This window comes from Pinirhizobacter soli (assembly GCF_015905305.1).
GTDB lineage: Bacteria > Pseudomonadota > Gammaproteobacteria > Xanthomonadales > Rhodanobacteraceae > Pinirhizobacter > Pinirhizobacter soli.
Map to the genome: position 1 here is coordinate 39,019 of NZ_JADZLQ010000002.1, position 25,043 is coordinate 64,061.

A 25,043-nucleotide genomic window follows, 5' to 3' on the forward strand; every position below is an offset into this window, starting at 1 on the left:
TCGCTGCCGCAGCGCCCCTCGCGCCGCGGCCAGCGTTAATCCTTGATCGGTTGCGTGCTGATCACCGGGGCGTCGCCGACCACGTCGGTACCCTTCGGTGGGGTGAAGTTGAACGTCGCCGCCGGCAGTTCCACGTTGCGCTGCCAGTTGGAAAATTCGATCTGCGTGGTGTTGCCCAGCGGATCCTTGAACGACATCTTCTTCAGGCCCGCGGCATCAAAGCCGAGGTCGGCATAGTCGAACTGCGGATCCTTGGCGGTGGAGGTAAGGCGCAGCCAGGCCACGCCGTCCTTCTCGCCCTGCTCGGTCACCTTGAAATTCTTGTCGATCTGGCCGATGTCGGTGAGCACGGTAAGCGGGCTGTGCGCTTCCTCGCTGCTCTGCACCTTTACCGTGACCTGGTCGAGGTCGGGGTCGTACAGCCATACACGGCTGCCGTCGGCGACGATGGTCTGCTTATAGGGCGCTGTGGTTTCCCAGCGGAACTGGCGCGGCGCCTGCAGGGCCATCGTGCCGGAGCTGGACTTGCCCTTCTTGCCGTTCACGTCAAGCAGCACCTGCGAGAAATTCCCGCTCAGTGAATGCATGCCTTTGGCGAACGCATCCAGGCGCTCGCGCGCAGCGCCGGGCGCGGCATGGGCCACGCTTGCAACGAGGAAACAGGCGGCGATGGCGAGGCGGCGGATCATGCGGTACACCTGGGAATGAAGCGGTTGGAAAACGTGTGGATCAACGGCTCGGCGGTGGCGGCGCCAGCACTTCGCGGTTGCCATTGTGCTGCGGTGCGCTTACCACGCCTTCTTGCTCCATCTGCTCAATGAGGCGCGCGGCGCGGTTGTAGCCGATGCGCAGGTGTCTCTGCACGCCGGAAATCGACGCGCGGCGCGATTCGGTAACGATACGCACCGCCTTGTCGTACAGGGCGTTGTCGCCGTCGCCTTCCTCGGCATCCTGCGGCAGGCCCGAATCGTTGATGAACTTGCCGTCGCCCATCGACTGCACTTCTTCCAGCACGCCCTCGATGTAGTCGGGCTTGCCCTGGGCGCGCAGCCATTCGACCACGTTGTGCACTTCGTGGTCGTCGACGAAGGCGCCGTGCACGCGGTCGGGCGTGGCGGTGCCTGGCGGCAGGTACAGCATGTCGCCGTGGCCGAGCAGCGTTTCGGCGCCGGACTGGTCAAGGATGGTGCGCGAGTCGATCTTGGACGACACCTGGAAGGCGATGCGCGTGGGGATATTGGCCTTGATCAGGCCGGTGATCACGTCCACCGACGGACGCTGCGTGGCCAGGATCAGGTGCACGCCAGCGGCGCGCGCCTTCTGCGCCAGGCGGGCGATCAGTTCTTCCACCTTCTTGCCGACGATCATCATCATGTCGGCGAATTCGTCGATGATGACCACGATGTGCGGCAAGGTGTGCAGCTGGTCGGCGGTCATGCCCGGCATTTCGGGGTTGGGCCGGAACAACGGATCGAGCATCGGCTGGCCGGCAGCCTCGGCTTCGCGCACCTTCTTGTTGAAGCCGCCGAGGTTGCGCACGCCTACCGCTGCCATCAACTTGTAGCGGCGCTCCATCTCGCCCACGCACCAGCGCAGCGCGTTAGCCGCTTCCTTCATGTCGGTAACCACCGGCGCCAGAAGATGCGGGATGCCCTCGTAGACCGAGAGCTCCAGCATCTTCGGGTCGATCATGATCATGCGCACGTCTTTGGGGCTGGACTTGTACAGCAAGCTCAGCACCATGGCGTTCACCGCCACCGACTTACCGGAACCCGTGGTACCGGCCACCAGCAGGTGGGGCATCTTGGCAAGGTCGGCTACCGAGGGCTTGCCTCCGATGTCCTTGCCCAGCGCCAACGCCAGGGGCGACTTCAGCTGGTCGTATTTCTCCGAACGCAGGATTTCCGACAGGTAGACGATCTGCTTCCGGGTGTTGGGAATTTCCAGGCCGATCACGTTCTTGCCCGGGATCACGTCGACCACGCGCACGCTCACCACGGACAGGCCGCGGGCGATGTCCTTGTCCAGGCTCGACACCTGGCTGCCGCGCACGCCGGCGGCGGGTTCCAGTTCGAAGCGGGTGATCACGGGGCCGGGATATACCCCCACGACCTTCGCCTCGATGCGGAAGTCCTTGAGCTTCAGCTCCACCTGGCGCGAGAGCACCTCGAGGGTTTCTTCCGAATAGCCGGCCGGCTGCGGCGGTGGTTCATCCAGCAGCGACAGCGGCGGCAGTTCGCCATCGGCGGCGGCGCCGGTAAACAGGGGAATCTGTGTTTCGCGGGTGGCGCGTTCGCTTTTGGCCACCGGTGCCGCCGGCGCCTCGATGCGCAGCGGCTCGCGCTTAGCCTGCTTCACCGCTTCGACCTTCTTCACCACCTCGCGCTCGGCGCGGGCCTGGCGGGCGGCGTAGACCTCCGGCGCCTGCTTGACCTTGCCGCCGAACCAGCTGGCGAGCTTCAGCACGCCCTGGCCGACAACATCCATCAGCTTGAACCACGACAGCCCGGTGGCCAGGGTGACGGCGATCAGGAACATGGTGAGCAGCAGCAGGGGCGCACCCTTGTCACCGAAGGCGCGTGCCACGGCGTTGCCCACCCAGCGGCCCAGGATGCCGCCCGGCCCTTCCGGAAGCACGGCGGCATCGTGGAAGTTCAGCCACAGCAGGGCCGGGCCGGTAATAAAGAAGAAGACGTAGCCGATCAGCCTTAGCGAAGGCTCCCACGGCGCCACGGTGCGCTCGCCGTGGTGGCGCAGCACCTGCACGCCCAGCACCAGCAGCAGCACCGGGAATACATAGGAGACCAGCCCGAAGATGTAGCGGGAGATGTTGGCGATGTTCGCCCCCACCGCCCCGCCGAAATTCCGGGCGTGGTCGACGTTGCCCAGGTGGCCCCAGCTGGGGTCCTGGTCGTTGTAGCTGAACAGGCAGACCAGCAGGTAGAGCGCCAGCGGCAGCAGCAACAGGGCCCCGGCCTCGCGCAGGCGGCGCCGGGCCTCGTCGCTGAGGCCCGGAGCCGGGGTTTTTTCCTTCTTGGTACTACCTGCGCTTCGCGCCACTTATATAGCCAGTTCTGCTCGTTCGTTGGCGCACATCATGCCATCGACAGGGCCGGATGCACGATCTTGCCCCCTTCGACGTTAATGCCAGCCTTCAGCGGGGCGTAATCGCGCCACTGGTTGCCACCGGCCAGGCGCTGCACGTACGGCAGGATCGCCGCCGAGATGGCCATGGAGGAGGTCTGCGGCACGGCACCGGGCATGTTGGTGACGCAGAAATGCGTAACGCCGTCCACCACGTAGGTGGGTTCCTTCCAGGTGGTGGGACGGGAGGTTTCGAAGCAGCCGCCCTGGTCGATGGAGATGTCCACCAGCACGCTGCCCTTCTCCATGGTCTTGACCATGTCGGCGGTGACCACGCGCGGGGCCTTGGCGGAGGGGATCAGCACGGCGCCGACGACGATGTCGGCCGTGGCCACTTCCTCGGCGACCGAGGATTCATAGGCGTACAGGGCGGTGACGTTGGGAGCCAGGGCCATCATCTCGGCCAGGCGATCCTGGCGCTTGTCGAACACCACCACGTTGGCGCCGGCATTGGCCGCCAGGGCCGCGGCGTTGCTGCCGGCGGCGCCGGCGCCCAGCACCACGACCTTGCCGCGCGGGGTGGAGGCCATGCCGCCCAGGAGCTTGCCCTTGCCGCCGTTGGGCTGGTGCAGGAGGGTGGTGCCGATCTGGGTGGCGATGCGGCCGGCGATGACGGACATCGGCAGCAGCAGCGGCAGCGAGCCGTTTTCATCCACCGACTCGAATGCCACGCCGGTGAGGCCGATGTCGAGCAGGCGCGAGGTGAGCTCCGGCTCGGCGGCCAGATGCAGGTAGCAGAACAGCAGGTGGTGCTTCTTCAGCAGGGCCAGGTCGCCAGCGATCGGCTCCTTGACCTTCACGATCAGCTCGCCGGCCTCGTAGAGGGCTGCGGCGTCCGGGACAATCTTGATACCGACTTTGCTGTAGTCCTCGTCGGAAAAACCGCTCTTGGCGCCGGCACCGGCCTGGATGAACACCTCGTGGCCGCGGCGGACGAGGTCGGCGGCGGCGGCGGGGACGAGGGCGACGCGGCCTTCGAGGGTTTTGGTTTCTGAGGGAATACCGATACGCATGCTGGAAAATCCTGTGGGGAAAGTCACACGCCAGGCCCGTGGGGACGGGCCGGACACTCTTGCCTTACGCCTGCGACCTTGATTCAACCCGCTCGGTTCCCCATTCTGTCGGGCTCGAAAGGTCGTTACTGGACCTCGAAACCGGCTTTACAAGTGCCCTCAAGCGCGTCACCCAAATCGCAATCAAACCTCAAGGATTATACATGAGCACCCCCAAGCACAGTCGCCTGCTGATCCTGGGTTCCGGCCCAGCGGGCTACACGGCCGCCGTCTACGCCGCGCGGGCCAACCTGAAGCCCACGATGGTCACGGGGCTCCAGCAGGGCGGGCAGCTGATGACCACCACCGACGTGGAAAACTGGCCGGGTGACCAGAAGGTCACGGGTCCGGACCTGATGCAGCGCATGGCCGAGCACGCCGAGCACTTCGAGACGGAGATGGTGTTCGACCACATCCACTCGGTGGAACTGTCAGAGCGCCCCTTCCATCTGAAGGGTGACGCCGGCAGCTACACCTGTGACGCGCTGATCATCACCACCGGGGCCACCGCCAAGTACCTGGGCCTGGCCTCCGAGGAGCACTTCAAGGGCAAGGGCGTGTCTGCCTGCGCCACCTGCGACGGCTTCTTCTTCCGCGAACAGGACGTGGCCGTGATTGGCGGCGGCAACACCGCCGTGGAAGAGGCACTGTACTTGTCCAACATCGCACGCAAGGTGTACCTGGTGCACCGCCGCGACAAGCTGCGTGCGGAAAAGATCATGCAGGACAAGCTGTTCGAGAAGGCCGCCGCCGGCAAGATCGAGCTGGTCTGGAACCACTCGGTGGATGAAGTGCTGGGCGACGCCTCCGGCGTCAACGGCGTGCGCGTGATGGACGTCAACTCCGGCGCCACGCGTGACATCCCCGTCAGCGGATTCTTCGTCGCCATCGGCCATACCCCGAACACCGGCATTTTCGACGGACAGCTGGACATGCACGACGGCTACATCAAGATCCGCAGCGGCCTGGACGGCATGGCCACCATGACCTCCGTGCCGGGCGTGTTCGCCGCCGGCGACGTGGCCGACCACGTCTACCGCCAGGCCGTGACCTCGGCCGGTTTCGGCTGCATGGCGGCACTGGACGCCGAGCGCTGGCTGGACCAGCAGAACCTGATGGGGTGATCCGCATCCTGGACAGCCTCGCCGATGTGGATCCCGCCGTATGGGATTCCCTGGTCGGTGACGGAAATCCCTTCGTGTCCCACGCCTTCCTGCGAGGGATGGAGGAGCACGGCTGCCTGCGCGAGGACTATGGCTGGCAGCCGCACCACCTGGGCCTGTACGAAGGCGAGCGCCTGGTCGGCGCGGTGCCGGCCTACCTGAAGGGCAATTCCCACGGCGAGTTCGTCTTCGACTTCGCCTGGGCCCACGCCTACGAGAATGCCGGCGGCGACTACTACCCGAAACTGCTGGCAGCCGCGCCCTACTCGCCTGTTCCCGGTCCCCGGCTGCTAGCGTCCTCCGTAAAGCACAAGCGCCTGCTGGTTGCGGGCCTGGTGGCCGAGACGCAGCGGCTGGGCCTTTCGTCCGTGCACGCCAATTTCCTTGAAGAAGCCGATCTCGACGCCTTCGACGAGCGTTGGCTGGCACGCTTCGACTGGCAGTTCCACTGGCACAACCAGGGCTACGCCAACTTCGACGATTTCCTTGGCGCACTGTCGTCGAAGAAGCGGAAGAACATCCGCCAGGAGCGCCGCCAGGCTGCGGAGTCGGGCCTGACCCTCGGTATGACAGGCGGTGCCGACTTGAGCGCAGCCGACTGGCGGGCCATCCACGCGCTATACGAATCCACCTTCGAGATGAAGGGCAACCACGCGGCGCTGACATCGGGCTTCTTCCGGCACCTTGGCCGGTCGCTTGGCAACAACGTACAGGTAGCCACGGCGCGCATGGGCGGCCAACTGGTGGCGATGGCGTTTTTCCTGGTGGGCGGTGGCAGCTTGTATGGCCGCTACTGGGGTGCCGTGGTGGAGGTGCCGGGACTGCATTTCGAGCTTTGCTACTACCGCGGCATCGAATACGCCATCGCCCGGGGCCTGCACACGTTCGAGCCCGGAGCCCAGGGCGAACACAAGCTGGCGCGCGGCTTCCTGCCCACGCGAACGCATTCACGACATTATCTGGTGCACGATGGTTTCCACGAGGCCGTCGCCGATGCGCTACGGCATGAACGCCGTGCGCGCGAGGCCTATGGAGATCAATTGATGGAACACAGCCCCTATGCCGAGCGAACTTAAGCCATGAAACAATCGATCGTGCATGTCGCCCTGGTCGTCGACGACTACGACGAGGCCATCGCCTTCTACGTCGGGAAGCTACGCTTCACGCTGGTGGAAGACACCTACCAGCCCGAGCAGGACAAGCGCTGGGTGGTGGTTGCGCCGCCCGGCTCCACCGGCACCAGCCTGCTGCTGGCCAAGGCAAGCAACGCCGAGCAAGCGCCCTTCGTCGGCAATCAGGCTGGCGGCCGCGTGTTCCTGTTCCTCAATACCGACGATTTCTGGCGCGATTACAAGCACATGCAAGCCGAAGGCGTGCGCTTCGTGCGTGAGCCTGCGGAACAACCCTACGGCACGGTGGCGGTGTTCGAAGACCTCTACGGCAACCGCTGGGACCTGCTGCAACTCAACGCGCGCGATGCATAGATGATCCACCTGCCCAAACTGCATCCTGGCGTGTCGGAGTCGTTTCCGGACCCGCGTACGGCATTGGAAGAGCCCAATGGCCTGCTCGCCTTCGGCGGCGACCTTTCCACCGACAGGCTGCTGTCCGCCTACCGCCAGGGCATCTTCCCCTGGTACAACCCGGGCGAACCGATCCTGTGGTGGTCGCCCAACCCGCGCTGCGTGTTCGAAACCGCCAATGTCCATGTCAGCCGCAGCATGCGCCAGCTGCTTTCACGCAGCACGTGGACCTACACCATCGACAAGGCTTTCGGCCGGGTCATCCGCGCCTGCGCCGGCGAACGCGAAGGCCAGCGCGGCACCTGGATCGGCGAGCCGATGATCGAAGCCTATGAAGCCCTGCATAGCGAAGGCCACGCACACAGCGTGGAGGTGTGGGACGGCGAAAACCTCGTCGGCGGCATCTATGGGCTTGCCATCGGCCGCCTGTTCTGCGGCGAGTCGATGTTCAGCCATGCCACGGGCGGATCGAAAGCGGCGCTGATCGCCCTGTGCCGGTTGCTTGAAAGCAACGGCATGCCGCTGCTCGACGCCCAGGTGACGAACCCACACCTTTTGAGCATGGGCGCGATCGAATTGTCGCGCGACGAATTCCTCGGCCACGCCGCGGCACTGGTCCGCGAGAAACGGCCTGCCGACATGTGGGGCTGGATCTAGTTCAGCGTATCCGGATTCGGCCCGATGCGATGGCCCGCATCCAGCGCCGCGATCTTACCCAGGTCTGCCGTGCTCAGCAGGAAATCGAACACATCGAAGTTTTCCTCGATGCGCGCCGGTGTCTGCGACTTCGGGATCACCATATGGCCGGTCTGCAGGTGCCAGCGCAGGATCACCTGGGCGACGGACTTGCCATGGGCTTTGGAAATCTCCACAAGCACCGGGTGCTTCAGCAGGTCGCCACCCTGCCCCAGCGGGCTCCAGGCTTCGGTGACGATGTTCTTCTCGCGGTGATGTTTCACCACGTCGTCCTGCTGGAAATCCGGATGCAATTCGATCTGGTTCACCACCGGGGTAACACCGGTCTCGGCGATCAGATGGTCCAGATGGGCGGGATTGAAGTTGGACACGCCGACGCTGCGGATGCGCCCTTCCTCGCGCAGGCGGATCATCGCCTTGAAGGTGTCGACGTAAGTGCCCTTGGCCGGCATCGGCCAGTGGATCAGGTACATGTCGACGTAGTCGGTGCCAAGGAGCTTCAGGCTTTTGTCGAAGGCTCGCAGCGTGTTGTCGAAACCCTGGTCGGCATTCCACAGCTTGGTGGTAAGGAAAATCTCCTCGCGGGGAACACCGCCCCGGCGCAGGCCTTCGCCCGTGCCCTTCTCGTTGCCGTAGATGGCGGCGGTGTCGACGGAGCGGTAGCCGGTCTGGATGGCCTTGGCCACCGACTCAGTAGCCACGCTGTCATCGATCTGCCATACGCCAAAGCCCAGCTGCGGTGCCGTATGGCCGTCGTTGAGCGTAAGCAGGGGTTGCCTGGTGGTCATGCGATGCTCCATAGGGAAAACGGAAATTACCGCTGGACGTAATGCGTTTCGACGTAGTTGTCGAGGATGCCGACGAATTCCTCGGCGATGTTGTCGCCGCGCAGGGTCATGGCTTTTTCGCCGTCGATGAACACCGGTGCCGAAGGTGCCTCGCCGTTGCCCGGCAACGAGATGCCGATGTTGGCGTGGCGCGATTCGCCCGGGCCGTTGACGATGCAGCCCATCACGGCCAGGGTGAGGTTTTCCACGCCGTCGTACTTCACCCGCCATTCGGGCATCTTGCCGCGCACGTGAGCCTGCACGGTCTTGGCAAGTTCCTGGAAGAATTCGCTGGTGGTGCGGCCGCAGCCCGGGCACGCGGTAACCAACGGGGTGAATGCGCGCAGGCCCATGGTCTGCAGCAGTTCCTGCGCCACTATCACTTCGTTGGTGCGCGACTGGCCCGGTTCCGGGGTAAGCGAGATGCGGATGGTGTCGCCGATGCCTTCCTGCATCAGCACGGCCAATGCCGCCGCCGACGCCGTGATGCCCTTGGAGCCCATGCCGGCTTCGGTCAGGCCCAGGTGCAGGGCGTAATCGCCACGGGTGGCGATGTCACGGTAGACGGCGATCAATTCCTGCACACCGGAAACCTTGCAGCTTAAGATAATGCGATCCCGCGGCAGGCCGATCTCCTCGGCACGGGCGGCCGAATCCAGCGCCGAACGGATCAGCGCTTCACGCGCCACGTGGCTGGCATCCCAGGGATCGCTGCGCTTTGAGTTTTCATCCATCAGCGCCGCCACCATGGACTGGTCCAGCGAGCCCCAGTTGGCACCGATGCGCACGGGTTTGTCGTACTTAAGCGCGAACTCGATGATCGAGGCGAACTGGGTGTCCTTCTTCTTGCCGAAGCCCACATTGCCCGGGTTGATACGGTACTTGGCCAACGCCTCGGCGCAGGCGGGCTCGCCCTGCAGCAGCTGATGGCCGTTGTAGTGGAAGTCGCCGATGATCGGCACCTGCACGCCCATCATCTGAAGGCGTTCGGCGATGCGCGGCACGGCGGCCGCGGCGGCTGGCGTATTGACCGTGATGCGCACCAGTTCCGAGCCGGCGCGGGCCAGTTCGGCAATCTGCTTGGCCGTGCTTGCCGGGTCTTCGGTGTCGGTATTGGTCATCGACTGCACCACCACCGGGGCGCCACCGCCCACCAAAACGTTGCCGACGCGGACGCCGATACTGGGGCGGCGCGCTTGAGGCATGGCATCGCGCGGGGAATAACGGGAAGCTTCGGTCATGGGGTCGATATGGGGGCTATGCGGCCAGGCCACTAGGATACCGCAAGCGCCATGACCGCCCGCGGTCAGGCGGCATGCACGCGGCGCAGGGCCGCCCGCAGCAGGCGCATTTGCAGGGCATCGGCTATTTTCAGCGGCCCTTCAAAGCCCATGCGCGCCAGGGCTTCTTCCTCCCCCGACACCGCCTTGCCCGGCCGCAGCAACGCTCCCGTCAGGCGTAGCCGCCCGCCCCACGACGCCGACATCGAGCGCAGCCACGCCAGCGCGGGCAGCAGGCGCAGTTCCTCCGGCGAGAAATCACTGCCAAAAGGAAATTCCGGCGCAGCCAGGGCAGGCATCGCCAGGCGCAAGGCCTCCGGGGTGTTCCGGAGCCAGGCGTCGGGCACCACGAAACCGGCCTGGAGCTTGCCGGCCTTCTTCGCCTGGGCCACCAGGCCGTCGATGAACCGCGCATCGGCAATGGCAAGCATGGCCTGCACGCATTCGGTATCGCTGCGTCCGCGCAGGTCCGCCACGCCGTATTCGGTGACCACGATGTCGCGCAGATGTCGCGGGATAGTGGTGTGCGGGTAGTTCCACACGATGTTCGACACAACCTTGCCGCCGGTACTGCGCGTGGATCGCATCAGCAACACCGAGCGGCCTCCCGGCAACTCGTGCGCCATGGCAACGAAGTTGTACTGCCCGCCCACGCCGCTGACCACCTCGCCGTCGGCCAGTGCATCGGACACGGCCGCGCCCAACGGCGTGGCCATCATGCAGGTATTGAAGAAGCGCGCGTCCCGCCGTTGCAGCGCGGCGAGGGCCTGGTGGTCGCCGTAGAGCTGGTTGACGTTGGAGACCCGGCACAGGTCGATGCCATCCGGGTCTTCGGCCTCCCGCTGGTGCAGCCAGCGGTAGAGTTCGCGCGAACCCAACACGAAGGCACCGCGCAGGTAGTGGCCACCGCGGTGGGGATCGGCATCGGGCTCGCCACGGGCGGAACGGCGCTCGCGTTCGACGTCGTCGAAAGTGCGGCGCTTGAGCACGCCGCCGCGCTCCAGGTGCATGAAACCATCCATCACCATTTCGCTCGCACCATAGATGCCGCGCTCGAAAGGCTCGATACCTCCTTCGCGCAAGGCCATCGAACGCGTGACGCCACGGCCATCGAGCGCTTCAAGTGCTTCGCTCCACACAGCGTTCCGGCCATGCCGCAGCAGCAATGCATTCACGATGGCATCGGACAGCGCGCCGATGCCGATTTCCAGGCAGCCGCCGTCACGCACCAGGGCGCTGGCGTGGATGCCCAGCGCGTGCTCGGTCACTGTCACCGGCTGGCGTGGCAGCGCGAACAAGGAAGGCGTTGTCTCCGGCGTCACGACGACGTCGAAGAAGCCCGCTGGCGCCTCGGCATTGCCCGAAACGAAAGGCATGTCCGGATGCACCACTGCCACGCATAGCGCCCGTGGCTGCCCCGCCGCCACTTGCCGGTCGAGGAAATCGAAGGTGAGGTCTGGATTGGTCGACAGGCTGATGCGCTCACCAGAGGCCGCCACCAGTTGCACCAGCGCATTGATCTGGCGGTCCACCAGGTCGCGCGCGACGTGGGTGTAGTTCTGGCTGATGTAGTCGCGCTGTGCGGGCGCCGAGTGCAGCAGCGCGCCGCTTTGCAGGTAGAACTCGTGCACGTGCACGTTGGCCGGCAGCACGCCCTGCGCCTGCGCTGCTGCGTAATCCAGGCCGCGGAAATCGGGGCCCAGATGGCGATCGAGGAACGGATCAAGGAAGCGGGCTTCCAGGCCCGGCTTCGCCCGCGGGCGCGTGAGCGACAACGCGCTGAAGATCGTCAGGGAAGTTTCAGGCCTCGCCGCCGCCTCCGCATAAAGCGCGTTGAGCAGATCGTGCGGCTTGCCTAGTCCCAGGGGCGCGGCCACGCGCGGGTGGCCGCCCGTGGCCGCGAGGATGCGCGCCACGACGGCTGCGATATCCGGTAGACGTTCCGATGACGGCATGCACGGCATCATGCCAGACTCGCTTTCATCGCATGCAAGGGAAACACAAAACCCCATGACTTCCCGCCACGCCCGCCAGGCAGCGTCGGACCGGCGCCTTGCCGAACAGGCGCTCAGCCGCTCAGCGCGTGCACCATTGGTCACCGGCAACGATGTTGGCCTGATGATCGATGCCCAGGTGCATTTCGACCAATGGCTCGATGCCATCAGGAGTGCGAAGGAGCGGATATTCCTCGAGAACTACATCATTCGTGACGACGAGGTTGGCCGGGCTTTCCGGGATGCACTGGTCGAGCGCGCCAGCGCCGGCGTGTTCGTGGCGGTGATCTGCGACTGGGTCGGTTGCCTGGGGCAATCGCGACCGTCGTTCTGGACGCCGCTGCGCGCCGCCGGTGGCCAGGTGCGCATACACAACCCGCCGCGCATCGGTAGCCCCTTCGGCTGGGTAAGCCGCAACCACCGCAAACTGCTGACCACCGACGGCTGCCTGGGTTTCCTCTCGGGGGTGTGCATCAGCGCCAAATGGCTGGGCAACCCGAAGAAGAATGTCCCGCCCTGGCGCGACACCGGCGTGTCGATCCGTGGCCCGGCGGTTGCGGAACTGGACAACGCCTTCTTCGATAGCTGGGCCGACATCGCCGATCCGCTGGAACTGCCCTCGCCCGTGGCGTGTCCTGATGCAGGGAATATCGCCCTTCGCGTGGTGGCCAACCAGCCCTACACGGCCGGCACCTATCGCCTGGACCAGATGATCGCCGCGCTGGCCACCAAATCCCTGTGGCTGACCGATGCCTACTTCGTGGGCATCGCACCCTACGTGCAAGCGCTGTGCGCCGCCGCGCGCGACGGCGTGGACGTTCGCCTGCTGGTACCGGGCAGCAGCGACATCCCGTTGGTAGCCGGCATGTCGCGCTCGGGCTACAAGCCGCTGCTCAAAGCCGGTGTGCGCGTGTTCGAATGGAACGGCTCGATGCTGCACGCCAAGACGGCCGTTGCCGACGGCCAATGGGCGCGGGTGGGTTCGTCCAATCTCAATATCCAAAGCTGGCTGGGCAATCGCGAGATCGACGTGGCGATTGAAGATGAGGGTTTTGCCGGGAAGATGGCCCACCAATACGAGGTGGACCTGGAGAATGCCACCGAGATCGTACTCGCGCCCTCGCGCCGCCAGCATGGCGGTGAACGCGTGGCCAGCAGCGAACCCCGGCCGCACCGTCCGTCGCGGCCCGGTGGAAGTTCAAGCCGTGCCGCCGCCAGCGCCCTGCGCTTGGCCAATACCGTCGGTGCAGCACTTAGCCAGCGCCGGGTGCTGGGCGACACGGAAACTGGGCCAGTGCTCGCAGGCTTCCTGGGCCTGCTGGTGCTCGGTGCCATCGGCGTGTTCTGGCCACGTGGCCTGGCGTGGCCTATTGCGGCGATTGCCCTGTGGTTCTCGTTGAACCTTGGCGTGCAGTGGTTGCAGTTGCGCGCCCGGCGCAGGAAGGCGAAGCCTGATAAACCCGATTCCGCGGTGGAGCCGCGCCCCGTTTCGAAACAAGCCGAATAAGCACTCGCCGAATCCCCCGGTTGTTGCATCGCAGCTTGGCTTTGTACACATATGAACGTAAAGTTCATATACACACAGCACCACGGAACCTGAGATGCCCCTGCCCCGCCAGGCGCCCGACCGCCCTGACCGCCTGCGATCGCGGATAGGGGCGTTGTCGCCGCTGTCCTTCGGCGCGGCGCCGATCGGCAACCTCTACGCAGGCGTCGACGATGCAGTGGCACAGGCCGCCATCGGCGCCGCGCTCGAGGCGGGCATCACTCATTTCGATACGGCGCCGTACTACGGCTATGGCCTGTCGGAGAGCCGCCTGGGTGAAGCCCTGGGCCGCGTGGATCGCCCCCGCTTCACGCTGTCCACCAAGGCCGGGCGGCTTGTCGAGCACGGCAACGCATCGGGAAACGACGGCTTCGCCGTGCAGGGCCGGCATGCGGTGTTCGACTACAGCCGCGACGGCGTCACGCGTTCGGTGGAGGAGAGCCTGCGCAGGCTCCGTACCGACTACATCGACATCCTGCTGCTGCACGACATCGGCAGCCTCGTCCACGGCGAGCACGCCCCTGCTGTATTGCGGCAGGCGCTGGATGAGGCCCTTCCCGCCATGGCATCGCTTCGCGACCAGGGCATATGCAAGGCGATCGGCATTGGCGTGAATGAAGAATCCGTGTGCCTGGACGTCATGCCGCGCTTCGAGCTCGACACGATCCTGCTGGCCGGCCGCTTCACCTTGTTCGAGCAGGCGCAGAGCCGTCGCGTGATGGCCATGGCATATAACGATGGCGTGGCGGTGATGGCGGGCGCGCCCTATAACTCGGGCCTCCTGGGCGCCGGCGACGGCCCGGGCGCTACCTACGACTACGAACCCGCCAGCGATGCCATCCGCGCGCGGGCCCAGCGTTACTACGACATCGGCCGCGCCGAACACGTCGACATCGGCGCGGCGGCGCTGCAATTCCCGCTGACGCATCCGGCCGTGGCCACCGTGGTCTGCGGGCTGCGCTCGCCTGAAGAAGTGCACGCGGCCACGCAACGCATGACCACTTCGCTGCCCGCCACATTGTGGGCGCGCCTGCGCGACGAAGGCCTGGTAGCCGCATGATCCTGGACGCGCACCAGCACTACTGGAAACCTTCGCGTGGCGACTACGGCTGGCTCGCTGGCGCACCGGCTTCCCTGCGCCGGGATTTTCTTCCCCAGGACATCGCCGCCATCCGCGATGAAGCCGGTGTTGAAGCTTTCGTGCTGGTGCAGGCGGCTCCCAGCGAGGATGAAACCCGCTTCCTGTTCGAAATGGCACGCCTGGATACCACCGCGGTGGGCGTGGTGGGCTGGGTGGATTTCGAAGCACCCGACGTAGACGTACGCATCGCATCGCTCATCGCCGATGGCGGCGGCTTGCTGGTGGGGCTGCGGCCCATGGCGCAAGACATCGACGATCCCGACTGGCTCGACAGCGAACGCATCGACGCCGCGTTCGCCTGTCTGCACTCAAGCGACCTGGCGTTCGATGCACTGGTGGGGCCGTTGCAATGGCCCGCGTTGCAACGGCGACTGGACCGCGAGCCACGGCTTCGCGTGGTGGTGGACCACGGTGCCAAGCCCGACCTTGCCGATGGCAGCTTCTCGCGCTGGGCCACGTGCATCGAACGGCTGGCCCGGTACCCCAACGTGCACTGCAAGTTCTCGGGCCTGTTGACCCAACTCACGCCCGACCAGGACGAAGCCACCATCACGCCGTACGTCGAGCACCTGTTCTCAAGCTTCGGGCCTGCGCGCCTGATGTGGGGCAGCGACTGGCCGGTGGCGACGTTGCGCTGCGATTACGCGCACTGGCTGCGATTGGCCTTGCGCCATGTCCGTGCGCTCGCGCCCGACCATGAGGCTGCGGTGATGGGCGAGAACGCTGCGCGTTTCTACCGTCTTGACCTTGCCCGCCCATCCCTTCCCGTCCATGCCATGGCCCGCCAATGATCCTCGAAACCTCCCGCCGCCTGGCGGGCAAACGCGCCCTTGTCACTGCCGCGGGCGCCGGCATCGGCCGCGCCACGGCGCTTGCCTTTGCCGCGGCCGGAGCCGAAGTGCTGGCAACCGACATCGACGCTTCGGCATTGCCGTCGCTCGAAGGCTTGCATCCTGGCATCCGCACCCAGGTGCTGGATGTCACCGATCCTGAAGCCGTCGCCGCCATCGCGCAGCATCCCCTGGATGTGTTGTTCAACTGCGCGGGCTTCGTGCACGCCGGGACCATCCTTGATACCGACGAAAGCGCCTGGCGCCGCTCGTTCGCGATCAACGTGGACAGCATGTACCACCTCTGCCGCGCAGTGCTTCCAGGCATGCTCGAACGCCGCCAGGGCAGCATCGTGAACATGTCCTCGGTGGCGTCCAGCATCAAGGGCGTACCCAACCGCTTTGCCTACGGCGCCACCAAGGCCGCGGTGATCGGCCTGACCCGCTCGATCGCTGCGGATTTCGTTTCGCGCGGCGTGCGCTGCAATGCCATTTGCCCGGGCACCGTGAAAACACCTTCGCTCGCCGAGCGCGTTCGCGCCCTCGGTGGCGACGAAACCGCGGCCTGGAAAAGTTTCACTGACCGCCAGCCAATGGGCCGCCTGGGCGAGCCCGGGGAAATCGCGGCGCTCGCGGTGTACCTGGCCTCCGACGAATCGTCTTTCACCACCGGCACCGTGCACGTCATCGACGGCGGCTGGTCGAACTAGGAATGTATCGATGAAACTTTTCCGACATGGCAATCCCGGCGCCGAGCGTCCGGGCCTCGTGGATGCCGATGGCGCGCTGCGCGACCTGAGTAGCAAGGTCAACGACATCACCGGCGCCACGCTGTCGCCGGCATCGCTCATGAGCCTGGCGTCGATCGATCCATCCACCCTTCCCCGCCTCGACGCCGGTGTCCGCCTGGGTGCCGCCGTGGGCCAGGTGGGCAAGATGATCTGCGTGGGCATGAACTACGCCGACCACGCCGCCGAAACCGGCGCGCCCATCCCCGAACAGCCGGTGCTGTTCATGAAAGCCACCACGGCCATCATGGGCCCGAACGACGACGTAGTGATTCCGCGCGGCTCGGTGAAGACCGATTGGGAAGTGGAGCTTGGCGTGGTGATCGGCACCGTCGCGCGCGATGTGACGGTTGACCAGGCACTAAGCCACGTCGCCGGCTACATGGTGGTGAACGACCTCTCCGAGCGCGAATTCCAGATGGAGCACGGCGGCCAGTGGGTGAAGGGCAAAAGCTGCGACACCTTCGGTCCATTGGGCCCCTGGCTGGTCACGACCGACGAAATCGGCGATCCGCAGAACCTGGACCTGTGGCTCAGCGTCAATGGCCATCGATATCAATCGAGCAACACGAAGAACATGGTGTTCGGCGTGGCGAAACTGGTGAGCTACATCAGCCGCTACATGACCCTGATGCCCGGCGATGTGATCAGCACCGGCACGCCGGGGGGCGTGGGCCTCGGACTGAAGCCACCCACGTACCTCAAGCCCGGCGACGTGATGGAACTGGGCATCGAAGGCCTTGGCACGCAACGTCAGGTGGCGCATGCGCATAAGGCGGACCGCTGACCATGGCGAAGATCACCGCGCTGGAAACCGTCGACGTCCGTTTCCCCACCTCGCGGGAACTGGATGGTTCCGATGCGATGAACCCGGATCCGGATTATTCGGCCGCCTATGTGGTGCTGCGCACCGACGAGGGCGAGCTTTCAGGCTATGGCCTGGTGTTCACCATCGGCCGCGGCAACGACGTGCAGACGGCGGCGCTCGATGCGCTGCGCCCGCACGTGGTGGGCCTTGACCTGGCCGACGTGGTGGACAACCTCGGCGGTTTCTCCGCGCGCCTGGTGGGTGATTCGCAGCTGCGCTGGCTTGGCCCTGAAAAGGGCGTGATGCACATGGCCATCGGCGCGGTGGTCAATGCTGCCTGGGACATGGCCGCGCGTCGCGCCGGTTTGCCCTTGTGGCGCTTCATCGCCCAGATGAGCCCCGAGGCCCTCGTGGCCACCATCGATTTCCGGTACCTCACCGACGCCCTCACGCCGGAAGAGGCGCTGGGAATGCTGCGCGCGGCCCAGCCGCACCGGGCCGCGCGCATCTCCCGGCTGTTGGAGGAAGGCTACCCGGCCTATACGACATCGCCCGGCTGGCTGGGCTATAGCGACGAGAAACTGCAGCGCCTGGCACGCGAGGCGGTGGCCGAGGGTTTCAACACCATCAAATTGAAAGTAGGCGCGCACGTGGACGACGACGTTCGCCGCTGCCAGCTTGCACGCCAGGCCGTGGGGCCGGACGTTGCCATCGCCGTGGACGCCAACCAGCGATGGGACGTACCGCAGGCGATCGAGTGGATGCACCGGCTTGAAGCATTCAATCTTGCCTGGATCGAAGAGCCCACCAGCCCCGACGACATCCTGGGCCACGCCGCCATCCGCCGCGCCATCAACACACCGGTATCCACCGGCGAGCACACTCATAACCGGGTGATGTTCAAGCAACTACTGCAGGCCGGGAGCGTCGACCTGATCCAGATCGATGCCGCGCGCGTGGGCGGCGTGAACGAGAACCTGGCCATCCTGTTGCTGGCGGCGAAGTTCGGCGTGCGCGTATTCCCGCATGCGGGAGGCGTGGGCCTGTGCGAACTGGTGCAGCACCTGGCCATGGCCGACTACGTCGCCATCACCGGCCTGAAAGACGACCGCGCGATCGAGTTCGTCGATCACCTGCACGAGCACTTCGTGGACCCGGCAACCATCCGCAACGGGCGCTACCTCGCGCCGGTTGCTCCGGGCTTCTCGGCCCAGATGCACCAGGCCTCGATCGACGCCCACCGCTTCCCCGACGGCCCGGTATGGCAGGATGCGCCTGTCGCCATGACGGGCTAGCCGATGACCACCATCACCAACGTGGCGGACCTGCGCGAACTGGCGCGCCGCCGCGTACCGCGCGCCTTCTTCGAATACGCCGACCGCGGCTCCTACGACGAATCCACCCTCCGCGAGAACGCCCGCGCCCTTGATCGGATCAAGCTGCGCCAACGGGTGATGATCGACGTCGACCGGCGCAACCTGGCCACCACCTTCATCGGCCAGCCGGTAAGCCTGCCGCTGGCCATCGCGCCCACAGGGCTTACCGGGTTGCAGTACGGCGGTGGCGAGATCCTTGGTGCGCGGGCTGCGGCCGAGGCCGGCATTCCCTTTACCTTGAGCACCATGTCGATCTGCTCGATCGAGCAGGTGGCCGCGGCCAGCGATACGCCGTTCTGGTTCCAGGTGTATGTGATGCGCGACCGCGGCTTCACCCGCGAACTGATCCAGCGCGCGCACGCGGCAAAGTGTTCGGCACTGATGCTTACCGTGGACCTCACCATCCAGGGCCAACGCCATCGGGAAATAAAGAACGGCCTGGCGGTGCCACCGAAGCTGACCCTGCGCAACGCGGTGGACATCATGAGCAAGCCGCGCTGGGCATGGAACGTACTGCGTGCGCCCAGCCGCTCGTTCGGCAACCTCGCCGGGCGCATCGGCGGCGACAGTCTCACCACCCTGGCGCAGTGGATCGCCAGCCAGTTCGATCCCACGCTCACCTGGGCCGATCTGGCATGGATCCGCGAGGCGTGGCCCGGCAAGCTGATCATCAAGGGCATCATGGATCCCCGTGACGCGAAGCTTGCCGCCGATCATGGCGTGGACGCGATCGTCGTATCCAACCATGGCGGCCGCCAGCTCGACGGCGCCCCGGCCAGCATCGATGCGCTGCCCGCCGTGGTACAGGAAGTGGGCGACCGTTGCGAAGTGTTGTTCGACGGCGGCATCACCAGCGGCCAAGCGCTGTTCAAGGCACTGGCACTTGGCGCACGCGGCGCGCTGATGGGCAAGGCGTTCCTTTATGGACTTGGTGCCATGGGCCAGCCTGGTGTTGCCGCTGCGATCGAGATCATCCGCAAGGAACTAAGTACCACCATGGCGCTGTGCGGCCAGACCGACGTCAGGGCGATCAATAACGACGCGCTCTGGTAGCCGTTTCACGGCAAACGGAATATCTCGTCCATCGGCACCCACTTCTGCCCGTCGGCCGCCCACGGCAGCCGCTCCTGGAAGGTGTCCATCAATTGTTCCCAGGCCTGTATGCGCGGATTGGAAGCATCCGAGGCTGCCTTGGCGGCTGCGTCATAGCCGGGGCCGGGCTCCATCACCATCACCAGGCGGTTGCCGGTGCGGTAGATGCGCATGTCGATGATGCCGGCATCGCGGATGGATTTGACTACGTCCGGCCAGATCGTATCGGCGCGATGCCAGCGCTCGTACTCGGCGATCGCCCGCGCGTCGTTGCGAAGGTCCAGCGTAAAGACCTGGTGCAAATGGGCCTCGCCCGGCATCAGGCGTGTGTCCGCACATGGTGCCGCGCGAAAGCGCCCACCACGACGAACGCAATACCCGGCACGACCATCGCGTACGCGATGCCGAACCGATCGGACACGGCGCCGAGCACTGCCGTCAGCACCGCACCGCCGATGATGGTCATCACCAGCAGCGCCGAGCCGATCTTGCGCTCGTCGTCGTCGCAGTCGCGCACGGCCAGGCCGAAGATGGTCGGGTACATCACCGACATGAAGAAACTCACGCCCACCAGCGCGCATGCACCCACCAGGCCCGGCACCAGCATGGCAACGAGCACCAGTGCCACGTTGACGGCGGCAAAGCCCAGCAGCAAGCGCTCGGCCGGCACGCGCTTCATCAACGCCGTGCCAGTGAATCGCCCGGCCAGGAAGGCCACCATGCACGCGGTGAGGAAATTGGCCGCTTCCTTCGCTGGCGTTCCCGGCATGCCGAATTGCACGTAGCGGATCAGGTAACTCCACACGCCCACCTGCGCACCCACGTAGAAGAACTGCGCGGCCAGGGCGAACACGAACGAGCGGTCGCGCAGCAGGCGGCCCATCACGCCATGGCGTGCGGGCGCTTCGTCGGCCGCGATGTCCGACGCCGGGAACCGGGTGACCAGGATCAGCACCGCCCAGGCCACTACCACCACGCCGATCACGAAGTACGGCCACTGCACCGCGCTGGTTTCCTGCGCCAGGTACGCCGAGCGCGTAGCCGCATCCATCGCAGCCATCTGCGCCGGCGTGTGCTCGATGCCGGAGAAAATGAAATGCTGCCCCACCAGCACGCCGGTGATCGAGCCCAACGGATTGAAGGCCTGGGCCAGGTTCAACCGGCGCGTGCCGGATTCTGCCGGCCCCAGCAAGGTCACGAACGGATTGGCCGAGGTCTCCAGGAAGGCCAGTCCGCTGGCGATCACGAACAGCGCGAACAGGAACAGGCCGTACGTACCCAGGCTCGCCGCGGGCCAGAACAGGAAGGCGCCCGCGCCGTACAGGAGCAGGCCGAACACCACCGCGCTCTTATAGCCGTAGCGGCGCATGAACAGGCCCGCCGGCATGGCGATCAGGAAATACCCGAGGTAGAACGCGCTCTGCACCAGCCCGGCCTGGAAGTCGCTCAGCACGAACGACTTCTTGAACTGCGCCACCAGCACGTCGTTAAGGTTGTTGGCCAGGCCCCAGAGGAAGAACAACGCGACGATCAAGACGAATGGACCGAGCAGGCCTGCGGTTGCCTGCCGACTGGCCGGCATCGGTAACGGGGTGGCGCTCGCCATCAACTGCTCCTGTGGTCACCGGTGCACGCGTTGTGCAAATATGAACTTAGTGTTCATGCACGCACAAGACGCAGTGCAGCAAAACCATGCATGGCGCCCCGCCTTGCCGATCAGGCAAGCTTGCACGTCGTCACTTTTTGAAGCGGACATGGCCAAGGAACCGACCAAATACCGTGCCCCGGCCCTCGACAAGGGCCTGGACATCATTGAACTGCTGGCCGCGGCGCCGGCGGCCTTGAGCATTGCCGAAATCTCCGAGGGCGTCGGCCGCTCGCGCGGCGAGATCTTCCGCATGCTCCAGGTACTGGAGGAACGCGACTACATCGCCCGCAATGAAGGCGACGGCAGCTACGCCATCACTCCCCGCCTGTTCCGACTGGGCATGGAGCAGCCGCCGGTGAAGAACGTGGTGGAAACCGCCCTGCCCGTGATGCATCGCCTGGCCGGCCAGATCGAACAAAGCTGCCACCTGGTGGTGCCTTCGGGCGAGCAGATCGTGGTGGTGGCGCGTATCGATCCGCCCGGCGACATCGGCCTGGTGGTTCGCGTCGGCCACCGCCGGCCGATGGCCCAGGCGACCTCCGGGCTGGTGCTATTGGCGTGGCAAGGTGACGCCGTCAGGGACCACTGGCTGGATGTCGTCGAAGCGCACGACGACAGCGTCGAGCGCAAGGCCCTGCTCCGTCGGCTGGCGAAGATCCGCGAGAAAGGCTACGCCTCGGCCCCGAGCCACGTCGTCGGCGGCGTCACCGACCTCTCCGCGCCCATCCTTGAACACGGCCATGCCGTGTGCGCACTGACCGTGCCCTTCATCGCGCGTGAAGGATCGTCCATCGACATGGCGATGACGGTAAGCACCTTGTGCAAGGCCGCGGCGGATATATCTGCCGAACTCGGCTAGCGAGGGCTTTAAGACCGCGCGCGCGGCCGGAAATGCAGCGCCTGTACGTCGGGCTGGTTGCCCACCGGCTTCGGCCCGCAGCTGCCGCAACTGCCGCAACCATCGCCGCAGCTACCCGTAGCGGCCTTTGGCTGCATGCGCTGGCCGAGGATACGCATCCATGCCGAGCGCGATGGCTCGTTGAGCGCCGCTGACAGCCGTGCCTGCACCCGCGTCGCTGTTTTCGGCAACAGTTTGCGGAAGGCCGTGACCGCAGCCAACAGCAGCGCGATGCCGATCACGATGGCCTGGATGACAGCGAAGGCCGTCATGAGAGCGCGCTCGCGATCTGGTAAGTGGCGAACGACGCCAGGTACGCCAGGCCGAACAGGTAGCCCGCGGCGATCGCCACGTTGCGCCAGGAATTGGTTTCGCGGCGGATCACCGCCAGCGTCGACATGCATTGCGGAGCGAACACGTACCAGGCCAGCAGAGACAACGCGGTAGCCAGCGACCACTGCTGCGAAATCAGCGTACCCAGTTGCGAAACCACGGCGTCCTCGCCACCGGACATGGCGTAGACCGTACCCAGCGACGCCACTGCCACCTCGCGCGCGGCCAGTCCCGGCACCAGCGCCACGCAGATCTGCCAGTTGAAGCCGATCGGGGCAAAGATGTAGTGCAGCAGATGACCGATGCGCCCCGCCAGGCTGTAGTCGATCGCGGGCAAGGTAGCGTTGGCCGGCGGCCCCGGGAAGCTCGCCAGGAACCACAGCAGCACGGTAAGCGCCAGGATGATGCCGCCCACCCGGCGCAGGAAGATCTTGCTGCGCTCCCACAGCCCCAGGGCGATGTCCCGCGCATGCGGCACGCGATAGGACGGCAGCTCCATGATCAACGCGTGCTCGCTCTTGTCGCGGCGCATGCGCTTGATCACCCAGGCCACCGCCAGCGCACTGAAGATGCCGGCGAAATACAGCACGAACAGCACGATGCCCTGCAGGTTGAACACCCCGCCCACGATGCGCGGCGGGATGAACGCCGCGATCAGCAAGGTATACACCGGCAGGCGCGCAGAACACGTCATCAGCGGCGCCACCATGATCGTGGTCAGGCGGTCGCGCGGATCGTTGATGCTGCGCGTGGCCATGATGCCGGGGATGGCGCAGGCGAAACTGGACAGCAGCGGAATGAACGCGCGTCCGGTAAGGCCCGCCTTGAACATCGTGCGGTCGAGCAGGAACGCCGCCCGCGGCAGGTAGCCGGATTCTTCCAGCACCAGGATGAAGAAGAACAGGATCAGGATCTGCGGCAGGAACACCAGCACGGCGCCAAGGCCTGCGAACACGCCGTCGTTCAACAGGCTATGCAGCGCGCTGCCAGCGGGGAGGAAGCCGGTGGACCAGGCGCCCAGCCAGGTGATGCCCGCCTGGATGCCATCCATCACCGGCTTAGCCCAGGAAAACACCGCCTGGAAGATGAAGAACATCAACCCCGCCAGGATCACCATGCCCATCACTGGATGCAGTGCCCAACGGTCCAGCGCGTCGTCGACGGCGGCGGTCTCGCGCGGCATGGTGACAGTGGCGGTAAGGAGCTCACGGACCTGGGCGTGCATCTGGGCGGGGGTCAGCGGAGCCGGATCGGAGGGCGCCGCTTCCGGCACGTCGCCGTCCACGCGCTCGATCAGCGCCTTCGCGCCGCCCCGCTGCACGGCGACGGTCTGCACCACCGGCACGCCAAGGCGCCGCTGCAGTTCGTCGACGTCGATCACGATGCCGCGCCGTTTGGCGGCGTCCATCATGTTCAGCGCCAGCACCACCGGCCGGCCCAGCTGGCGCACTTCCAGCACGAAGCGCAGGTGCAAGCGCAGGTTCGTGGCATCGGCCACGCAGACGATGAGGTCGGGTGCGGCCTCGCCCGGGTAGCGACCCAGGCAGACATCGCGGGTGATGGCTTCATCCGGGCTGGTGGCGGCGAAGCTGTACGCGCCCGGGAGATCAAGCAGCTGGAAACTGCGGCCCGACGGCGCCACGAAGCGACCTTCCTTGCGCTCGACGGTGACGCCGGCGTAGTTGGCTACCTTCTGCCGGCCGCCGGTGAGCTGGTTGAACAGTGCGGTTTTGCCACAGTTCGGGTTGCCGACCAGGGCAATGCGCAGGACTGACTCACTCATGCCGTAGCCTCCTGGCTTACCGTCACCCGCGCAGCCTCCGACCGGCGCAGCGCAAAGCGCGTGGAGCCGATCTGCACCAGCAGCGGATCGCCACCGAGCGGCCCGCGGGCGACAATGCGCACGGGCTCGCCGCTGACAAAACCCAGCTCGCGCAGGCGCTGGGCGATGGGGTCGGCGGGGTGGGCATCTTCGACATCCTGGACCATGGCGGGCGCGCCTCTGGGCAACTCGGACAACCGCACGGATGATTACTCAAATAAGAATAATTCGCATTATACGCCGTTGTATCCTTTCTTGCACATTACCTACGGGGCTTAATCCATGACCGACGCCGTCCTGCTCGAACGCTCCGGCACCCTGGCCACGATCACCCTCAACCGTCCGGCGGTGCACAACGCCTTCGACGACGCGCTGATCGCCTCCCTCACCGCCCTGCTGGCCGACGTCGAGGCGGACGAAAGCGTCCGGGCAGTGGTTCTGACCGGCGAGGGCGCGAGCTTCTCCGCCGGGGCGGACCTCAACTGGATGCGCGGCATGGCCGGCGCCAGCGAGGAGGAGAACCGTACCGACTCCGAACGCCTGGCAGCGCTGATGCACCGCCTGCAGTTCCTCTCCAAGCCCACCATCGCACGCGTCAATGGCGCGGCTTACGGCGGTGGCGTGGGCCTGATCGCCTGCTGCGATATCGCCATCGGCGTGTTCGGTACCAAGTTCTCGCTGTCGGAAGTGAAGCTGGGGCTGGTACCGGCGGTGATCTCCCCCTACGTGGTGGCAGCCGTCGGCCCGCGCCATGCACGGCGATTGTTCGTCACCGGCGAAGTGTTCGACGCCAGCCACGCCCAGCGCATCGGCCTGCTGCACGAAGTGGTTCCGGCTGATGAACTGGACAACGCCGTGGCCAACGCCGTGGCCCTGCTGTGGCCCGGCGGCCCGGTGGCGCAGCGCGAGGCGAAGATGCTGGCGCTGGCCATGGCCGGACAGACGGCCGAGGAAGCCCAGCGCGTGGACATCCAGAACGCCGCCTTGATCGCCCGCCTGCGCGTGTCAGCCGAAGGCCAGGAAGGCCTGCAGGCGTTCCTTGAAAAACGCGGACCGACATGGCGTAGCTGAAAGTCGCCGTC

At 65.8% G+C, this 25,043-nt stretch carries 24 protein-coding genes; 13 read left to right on the forward strand and 11 right to left on the reverse strand.

What is annotated here, in order from left to right:
- Positions 1 to 35: 35 nt before the first annotated feature.
- From lolA to NDK18_RS09880, 3 genes are read right to left on the reverse strand one after another with little or no spacing between them, the layout of a single operon-like run.
- Entirely contained in the window at positions 36 to 689 is a 654-nt protein-coding gene (gene lolA, locus NDK18_RS09870; protein WP_250623344.1) for an outer membrane lipoprotein periplasmic chaperone LolA, read from the reverse strand.
- A gap of 40 nt (positions 690 to 729) precedes the next feature.
- Complete coding sequence (locus NDK18_RS09875; protein ID WP_250627691.1) at positions 730 to 3,060, reverse strand: DNA translocase FtsK; 2,331 nt, start codon at positions 3,058 to 3,060, stop codon at positions 730 to 732.
- Positions 3,061 to 3,095: 35 nt separating this feature from the next.
- Entirely contained in the window at positions 3,096 to 4,157 is a 1,062-nt protein-coding gene (locus NDK18_RS09880; protein ID WP_250627692.1) for an alanine dehydrogenase, read from the reverse strand.
- Between the two features lie 203 nt (positions 4,158 to 4,360).
- Here NDK18_RS09880 and trxB point away from each other — a divergent pair, with 203 nt between their 5' ends.
- The 4 genes from trxB to aat are packed head-to-tail and all read left to right on the forward strand — an operon-like array spanning position 4,361 to position 7,539.
- Positions 4,361 to 5,320, forward strand: a complete 960-nt coding sequence (gene trxB, locus NDK18_RS09885) for a thioredoxin-disulfide reductase (RefSeq protein WP_250627693.1) — start codon at positions 4,361 to 4,363, stop codon at positions 5,318 to 5,320.
- Entirely contained in the window at positions 5,317 to 6,435 is a 1,119-nt protein-coding gene (locus NDK18_RS09890) for a GNAT family N-acetyltransferase (protein ID WP_250627694.1), read from the forward strand. Before trxB ends, NDK18_RS09890 begins: the two co-directional genes overlap by 4 nt.
- A gap of 3 nt (positions 6,436 to 6,438) precedes the next feature.
- The gene (locus NDK18_RS09895; protein WP_250623349.1) at positions 6,439 to 6,843 is read left to right on the forward strand and encodes a VOC family protein; all 405 of its coding nucleotides are present in this window, start codon (positions 6,439 to 6,441) and stop codon (positions 6,841 to 6,843) included.
- Positions 6,844 to 7,539 (forward strand): leucyl/phenylalanyl-tRNA--protein transferase, encoded by a 696-nt coding sequence (aat, locus tag NDK18_RS09900; RefSeq protein ID WP_250627695.1) that lies wholly within the window; start codon positions 6,844 to 6,846, stop codon positions 7,537 to 7,539.
- Here the strand turns inward: aat and NDK18_RS09905 are convergent.
- From NDK18_RS09905 to NDK18_RS09915, 3 genes are all read right to left on the reverse strand, one after another.
- A complete protein-coding gene (locus tag NDK18_RS09905; RefSeq protein ID WP_250627696.1) occupies positions 7,536 to 8,366 on the reverse strand; it encodes an aldo/keto reductase in 831 nt (276 codons plus the stop codon). The genes aat and NDK18_RS09905 overlap by 4 nt on opposite strands.
- A gap of 26 nt (positions 8,367 to 8,392) precedes the next feature.
- Positions 8,393 to 9,646, reverse strand: a complete 1,254-nt coding sequence (ispG, locus tag NDK18_RS09910; protein ID WP_250623352.1) for a flavodoxin-dependent (E)-4-hydroxy-3-methylbut-2-enyl-diphosphate synthase — start codon at positions 9,644 to 9,646, stop codon at positions 8,393 to 8,395.
- Between the two features lie 65 nt (positions 9,647 to 9,711).
- Positions 9,712 to 11,640: an acetyl-CoA hydrolase/transferase C-terminal domain-containing protein gene (locus NDK18_RS09915; protein ID WP_250627697.1), complete on the reverse strand. Its 1,929-nt coding sequence runs from the start codon at positions 11,638 to 11,640 to the stop codon at positions 9,712 to 9,714.
- 55 nt (positions 11,641 to 11,695) lie between these two features.
- Between NDK18_RS09915 and NDK18_RS09920 the strand changes: the two genes are divergently transcribed.
- From NDK18_RS09920 to NDK18_RS09950, 7 genes are all read left to right on the forward strand, one after another.
- A complete protein-coding gene (locus NDK18_RS09920; protein WP_250627698.1) occupies positions 11,696 to 13,186 on the forward strand; it encodes a phospholipase D-like domain-containing protein in 1,491 nt (496 codons plus the stop codon).
- Between the two features lie 94 nt (positions 13,187 to 13,280).
- The gene (locus NDK18_RS09925) at positions 13,281 to 14,285 is read left to right on the forward strand and encodes an aldo/keto reductase (RefSeq protein ID WP_250627699.1); all 1,005 of its coding nucleotides are present in this window, start codon (positions 13,281 to 13,283) and stop codon (positions 14,283 to 14,285) included.
- Positions 14,282 to 15,157, forward strand: a complete 876-nt coding sequence (locus NDK18_RS09930; protein ID WP_250627700.1) for an amidohydrolase family protein — start codon at positions 14,282 to 14,284, stop codon at positions 15,155 to 15,157. Before NDK18_RS09925 ends, NDK18_RS09930 begins: the two co-directional genes overlap by 4 nt.
- Positions 15,154 to 15,906: an SDR family oxidoreductase gene (locus NDK18_RS09935; RefSeq protein WP_250623357.1), complete on the forward strand. Its 753-nt coding sequence runs from the start codon at positions 15,154 to 15,156 to the stop codon at positions 15,904 to 15,906. Before NDK18_RS09930 ends, NDK18_RS09935 begins: the two co-directional genes overlap by 4 nt.
- A gap of 10 nt (positions 15,907 to 15,916) precedes the next feature.
- Positions 15,917 to 16,771: a fumarylacetoacetate hydrolase family protein gene (locus tag NDK18_RS09940; protein WP_250627701.1), complete on the forward strand. Its 855-nt coding sequence runs from the start codon at positions 15,917 to 15,919 to the stop codon at positions 16,769 to 16,771.
- A 2-nt stretch (positions 16,772 to 16,773) separates the two neighbouring features.
- Entirely contained in the window at positions 16,774 to 18,087 is a 1,314-nt protein-coding gene (locus NDK18_RS09945) for an L-fuconate dehydratase (protein ID WP_250627702.1), read from the forward strand.
- A gap of 3 nt (positions 18,088 to 18,090) precedes the next feature.
- Complete coding sequence (locus tag NDK18_RS09950; protein WP_250623360.1) at positions 18,091 to 19,221, forward strand: alpha-hydroxy acid oxidase; 1,131 nt, start codon at positions 18,091 to 18,093, stop codon at positions 19,219 to 19,221.
- A 5-nt stretch (positions 19,222 to 19,226) separates the two neighbouring features.
- On the opposite strand, the gene NDK18_RS09955 is transcribed toward NDK18_RS09950, so the two are convergent.
- On the reverse strand, positions 19,227 to 19,580 hold the full coding sequence (locus NDK18_RS09955) for an L-rhamnose mutarotase (protein WP_250623361.1): 354 nt from the start codon (positions 19,578 to 19,580) through the stop codon (positions 19,227 to 19,229).
- A complete protein-coding gene (fucP, locus tag NDK18_RS09960) occupies positions 19,580 to 20,842 on the reverse strand; it encodes an L-fucose:H+ symporter permease (RefSeq protein WP_425600641.1) in 1,263 nt (420 codons plus the stop codon). Before fucP ends, NDK18_RS09955 begins: the two co-directional genes overlap by 1 nt.
- Before the next feature lie 172 nt (positions 20,843 to 21,014).
- Between fucP and NDK18_RS09965 the strand changes: the two genes are divergently transcribed.
- Positions 21,015 to 21,767, forward strand: a complete 753-nt coding sequence (locus NDK18_RS09965; RefSeq protein WP_250627704.1) for an IclR family transcriptional regulator — start codon at positions 21,015 to 21,017, stop codon at positions 21,765 to 21,767.
- Positions 21,768 to 21,775: 8 nt separating this feature from the next.
- Here the strand turns inward: NDK18_RS09965 and NDK18_RS09970 are convergent, their stop codons facing one another.
- From NDK18_RS09970 to NDK18_RS09980, 3 genes are read right to left on the reverse strand one after another with little or no spacing between them, the layout of a single operon-like run.
- Positions 21,776 to 22,078: a DUF6587 family protein gene (locus NDK18_RS09970; protein ID WP_250627705.1), complete on the reverse strand. Its 303-nt coding sequence runs from the start codon at positions 22,076 to 22,078 to the stop codon at positions 21,776 to 21,778.
- Positions 22,075 to 23,922, reverse strand: a complete 1,848-nt coding sequence (feoB, locus tag NDK18_RS09975) for a ferrous iron transporter B (RefSeq protein ID WP_250627706.1) — start codon at positions 23,920 to 23,922, stop codon at positions 22,075 to 22,077. The genes NDK18_RS09970 and feoB overlap by 4 nt, the downstream gene beginning before the upstream one ends.
- Positions 23,919 to 24,164 carry a FeoA family protein gene (locus tag NDK18_RS09980; RefSeq protein WP_250623365.1) on the reverse strand — a complete coding sequence of 82 codons (246 nt, stop codon included), beginning with the start codon at positions 24,162 to 24,164 and terminating at the stop codon, positions 23,919 to 23,921. The genes feoB and NDK18_RS09980 overlap by 4 nt, the downstream gene beginning before the upstream one ends.
- 79 nt (positions 24,165 to 24,243) lie before the next feature.
- Here NDK18_RS09980 and NDK18_RS09985 point away from each other — a divergent pair, with 79 nt between their 5' ends.
- Positions 24,244 to 25,032: an enoyl-CoA hydratase-related protein gene (locus tag NDK18_RS09985; RefSeq protein WP_250627707.1), complete on the forward strand. Its 789-nt coding sequence runs from the start codon at positions 24,244 to 24,246 to the stop codon at positions 25,030 to 25,032.
- Positions 25,033 to 25,043 lie beyond the last annotated feature (11 nt).

Excerpts from the sequence above, each read along its gene's own strand:
- NDK18_RS09905 (WP_250627696.1), bottom strand. The coding sequence starts at position 8,366 with ATGACCACCAGGCAACCCCTGCTTACGCTCAACGACGGCCATACGGCA.
- trxB (WP_250627693.1), top strand. The coding sequence starts at position 4,361 with ATGAGCACCCCCAAGCACAGTCGCCTGCTGATCCTGGGTTCCGGCCCA.
- ispG (WP_250623352.1), bottom strand. The coding sequence starts at position 9,646 with ATGACCGAAGCTTCCCGTTATTCCCCGCGCGATGCCATGCCTCAAGCG.
- NDK18_RS09950 (WP_250623360.1), top strand. The coding sequence starts at position 18,091 with ATGACCACCATCACCAACGTGGCGGACCTGCGCGAACTGGCGCGCCGC.
- feoB (WP_250627706.1), bottom strand. The coding sequence starts at position 23,922 with ATGAGTGAGTCAGTCCTGCGCATTGCCCTGGTCGGCAACCCGAACTGT.
- fucP (WP_425600641.1), bottom strand. The coding sequence starts at position 20,842 with ATGCCGGCCAGTCGGCAGGCAACCGCAGGCCTGCTCGGTCCATTCGTC.
- NDK18_RS09935 (WP_250623357.1), top strand. The coding sequence starts at position 15,154 with ATGATCCTCGAAACCTCCCGCCGCCTGGCGGGCAAACGCGCCCTTGTC.
- NDK18_RS09915 (WP_250627697.1), bottom strand. The coding sequence starts at position 11,640 with ATGCCGTCATCGGAACGTCTACCGGATATCGCAGCCGTCGTGGCGCGC.
- NDK18_RS09970 (WP_250627705.1), bottom strand. The coding sequence starts at position 22,078 with ATGACGGCCTTCGCTGTCATCCAGGCCATCGTGATCGGCATCGCGCTG.
- NDK18_RS09965 (WP_250627704.1), top strand. The coding sequence starts at position 21,015 with ATGGCCAAGGAACCGACCAAATACCGTGCCCCGGCCCTCGACAAGGGC.
- NDK18_RS09920 (WP_250627698.1), top strand. The coding sequence starts at position 11,696 with ATGACTTCCCGCCACGCCCGCCAGGCAGCGTCGGACCGGCGCCTTGCC.
- NDK18_RS09945 (WP_250627702.1), top strand. The coding sequence starts at position 16,774 with ATGGCGAAGATCACCGCGCTGGAAACCGTCGACGTCCGTTTCCCCACC.
- NDK18_RS09925 (WP_250627699.1), top strand. The coding sequence starts at position 13,281 with ATGCCCCTGCCCCGCCAGGCGCCCGACCGCCCTGACCGCCTGCGATCG.
- NDK18_RS09955 (WP_250623361.1), bottom strand. The coding sequence starts at position 19,580 with ATGCCGGGCGAGGCCCATTTGCACCAGGTCTTTACGCTGGACCTTCGC.
- NDK18_RS09940 (WP_250627701.1), top strand. The coding sequence starts at position 15,917 with ATGAAACTTTTCCGACATGGCAATCCCGGCGCCGAGCGTCCGGGCCTC.
- NDK18_RS09895 (WP_250623349.1), top strand. The coding sequence starts at position 6,439 with ATGAAACAATCGATCGTGCATGTCGCCCTGGTCGTCGACGACTACGAC.
- aat (WP_250627695.1), top strand. The coding sequence starts at position 6,844 with ATGATCCACCTGCCCAAACTGCATCCTGGCGTGTCGGAGTCGTTTCCG.
- NDK18_RS09930 (WP_250627700.1), top strand. The coding sequence starts at position 14,282 with ATGATCCTGGACGCGCACCAGCACTACTGGAAACCTTCGCGTGGCGAC.
- lolA (WP_250623344.1), bottom strand. The coding sequence starts at position 689 with ATGATCCGCCGCCTCGCCATCGCCGCCTGTTTCCTCGTTGCAAGCGTG.
- NDK18_RS09985 (WP_250627707.1), top strand. The coding sequence starts at position 24,244 with ATGACCGACGCCGTCCTGCTCGAACGCTCCGGCACCCTGGCCACGATC.
- NDK18_RS09880 (WP_250627692.1), bottom strand. The coding sequence starts at position 4,157 with ATGCGTATCGGTATTCCCTCAGAAACCAAAACCCTCGAAGGCCGCGTC.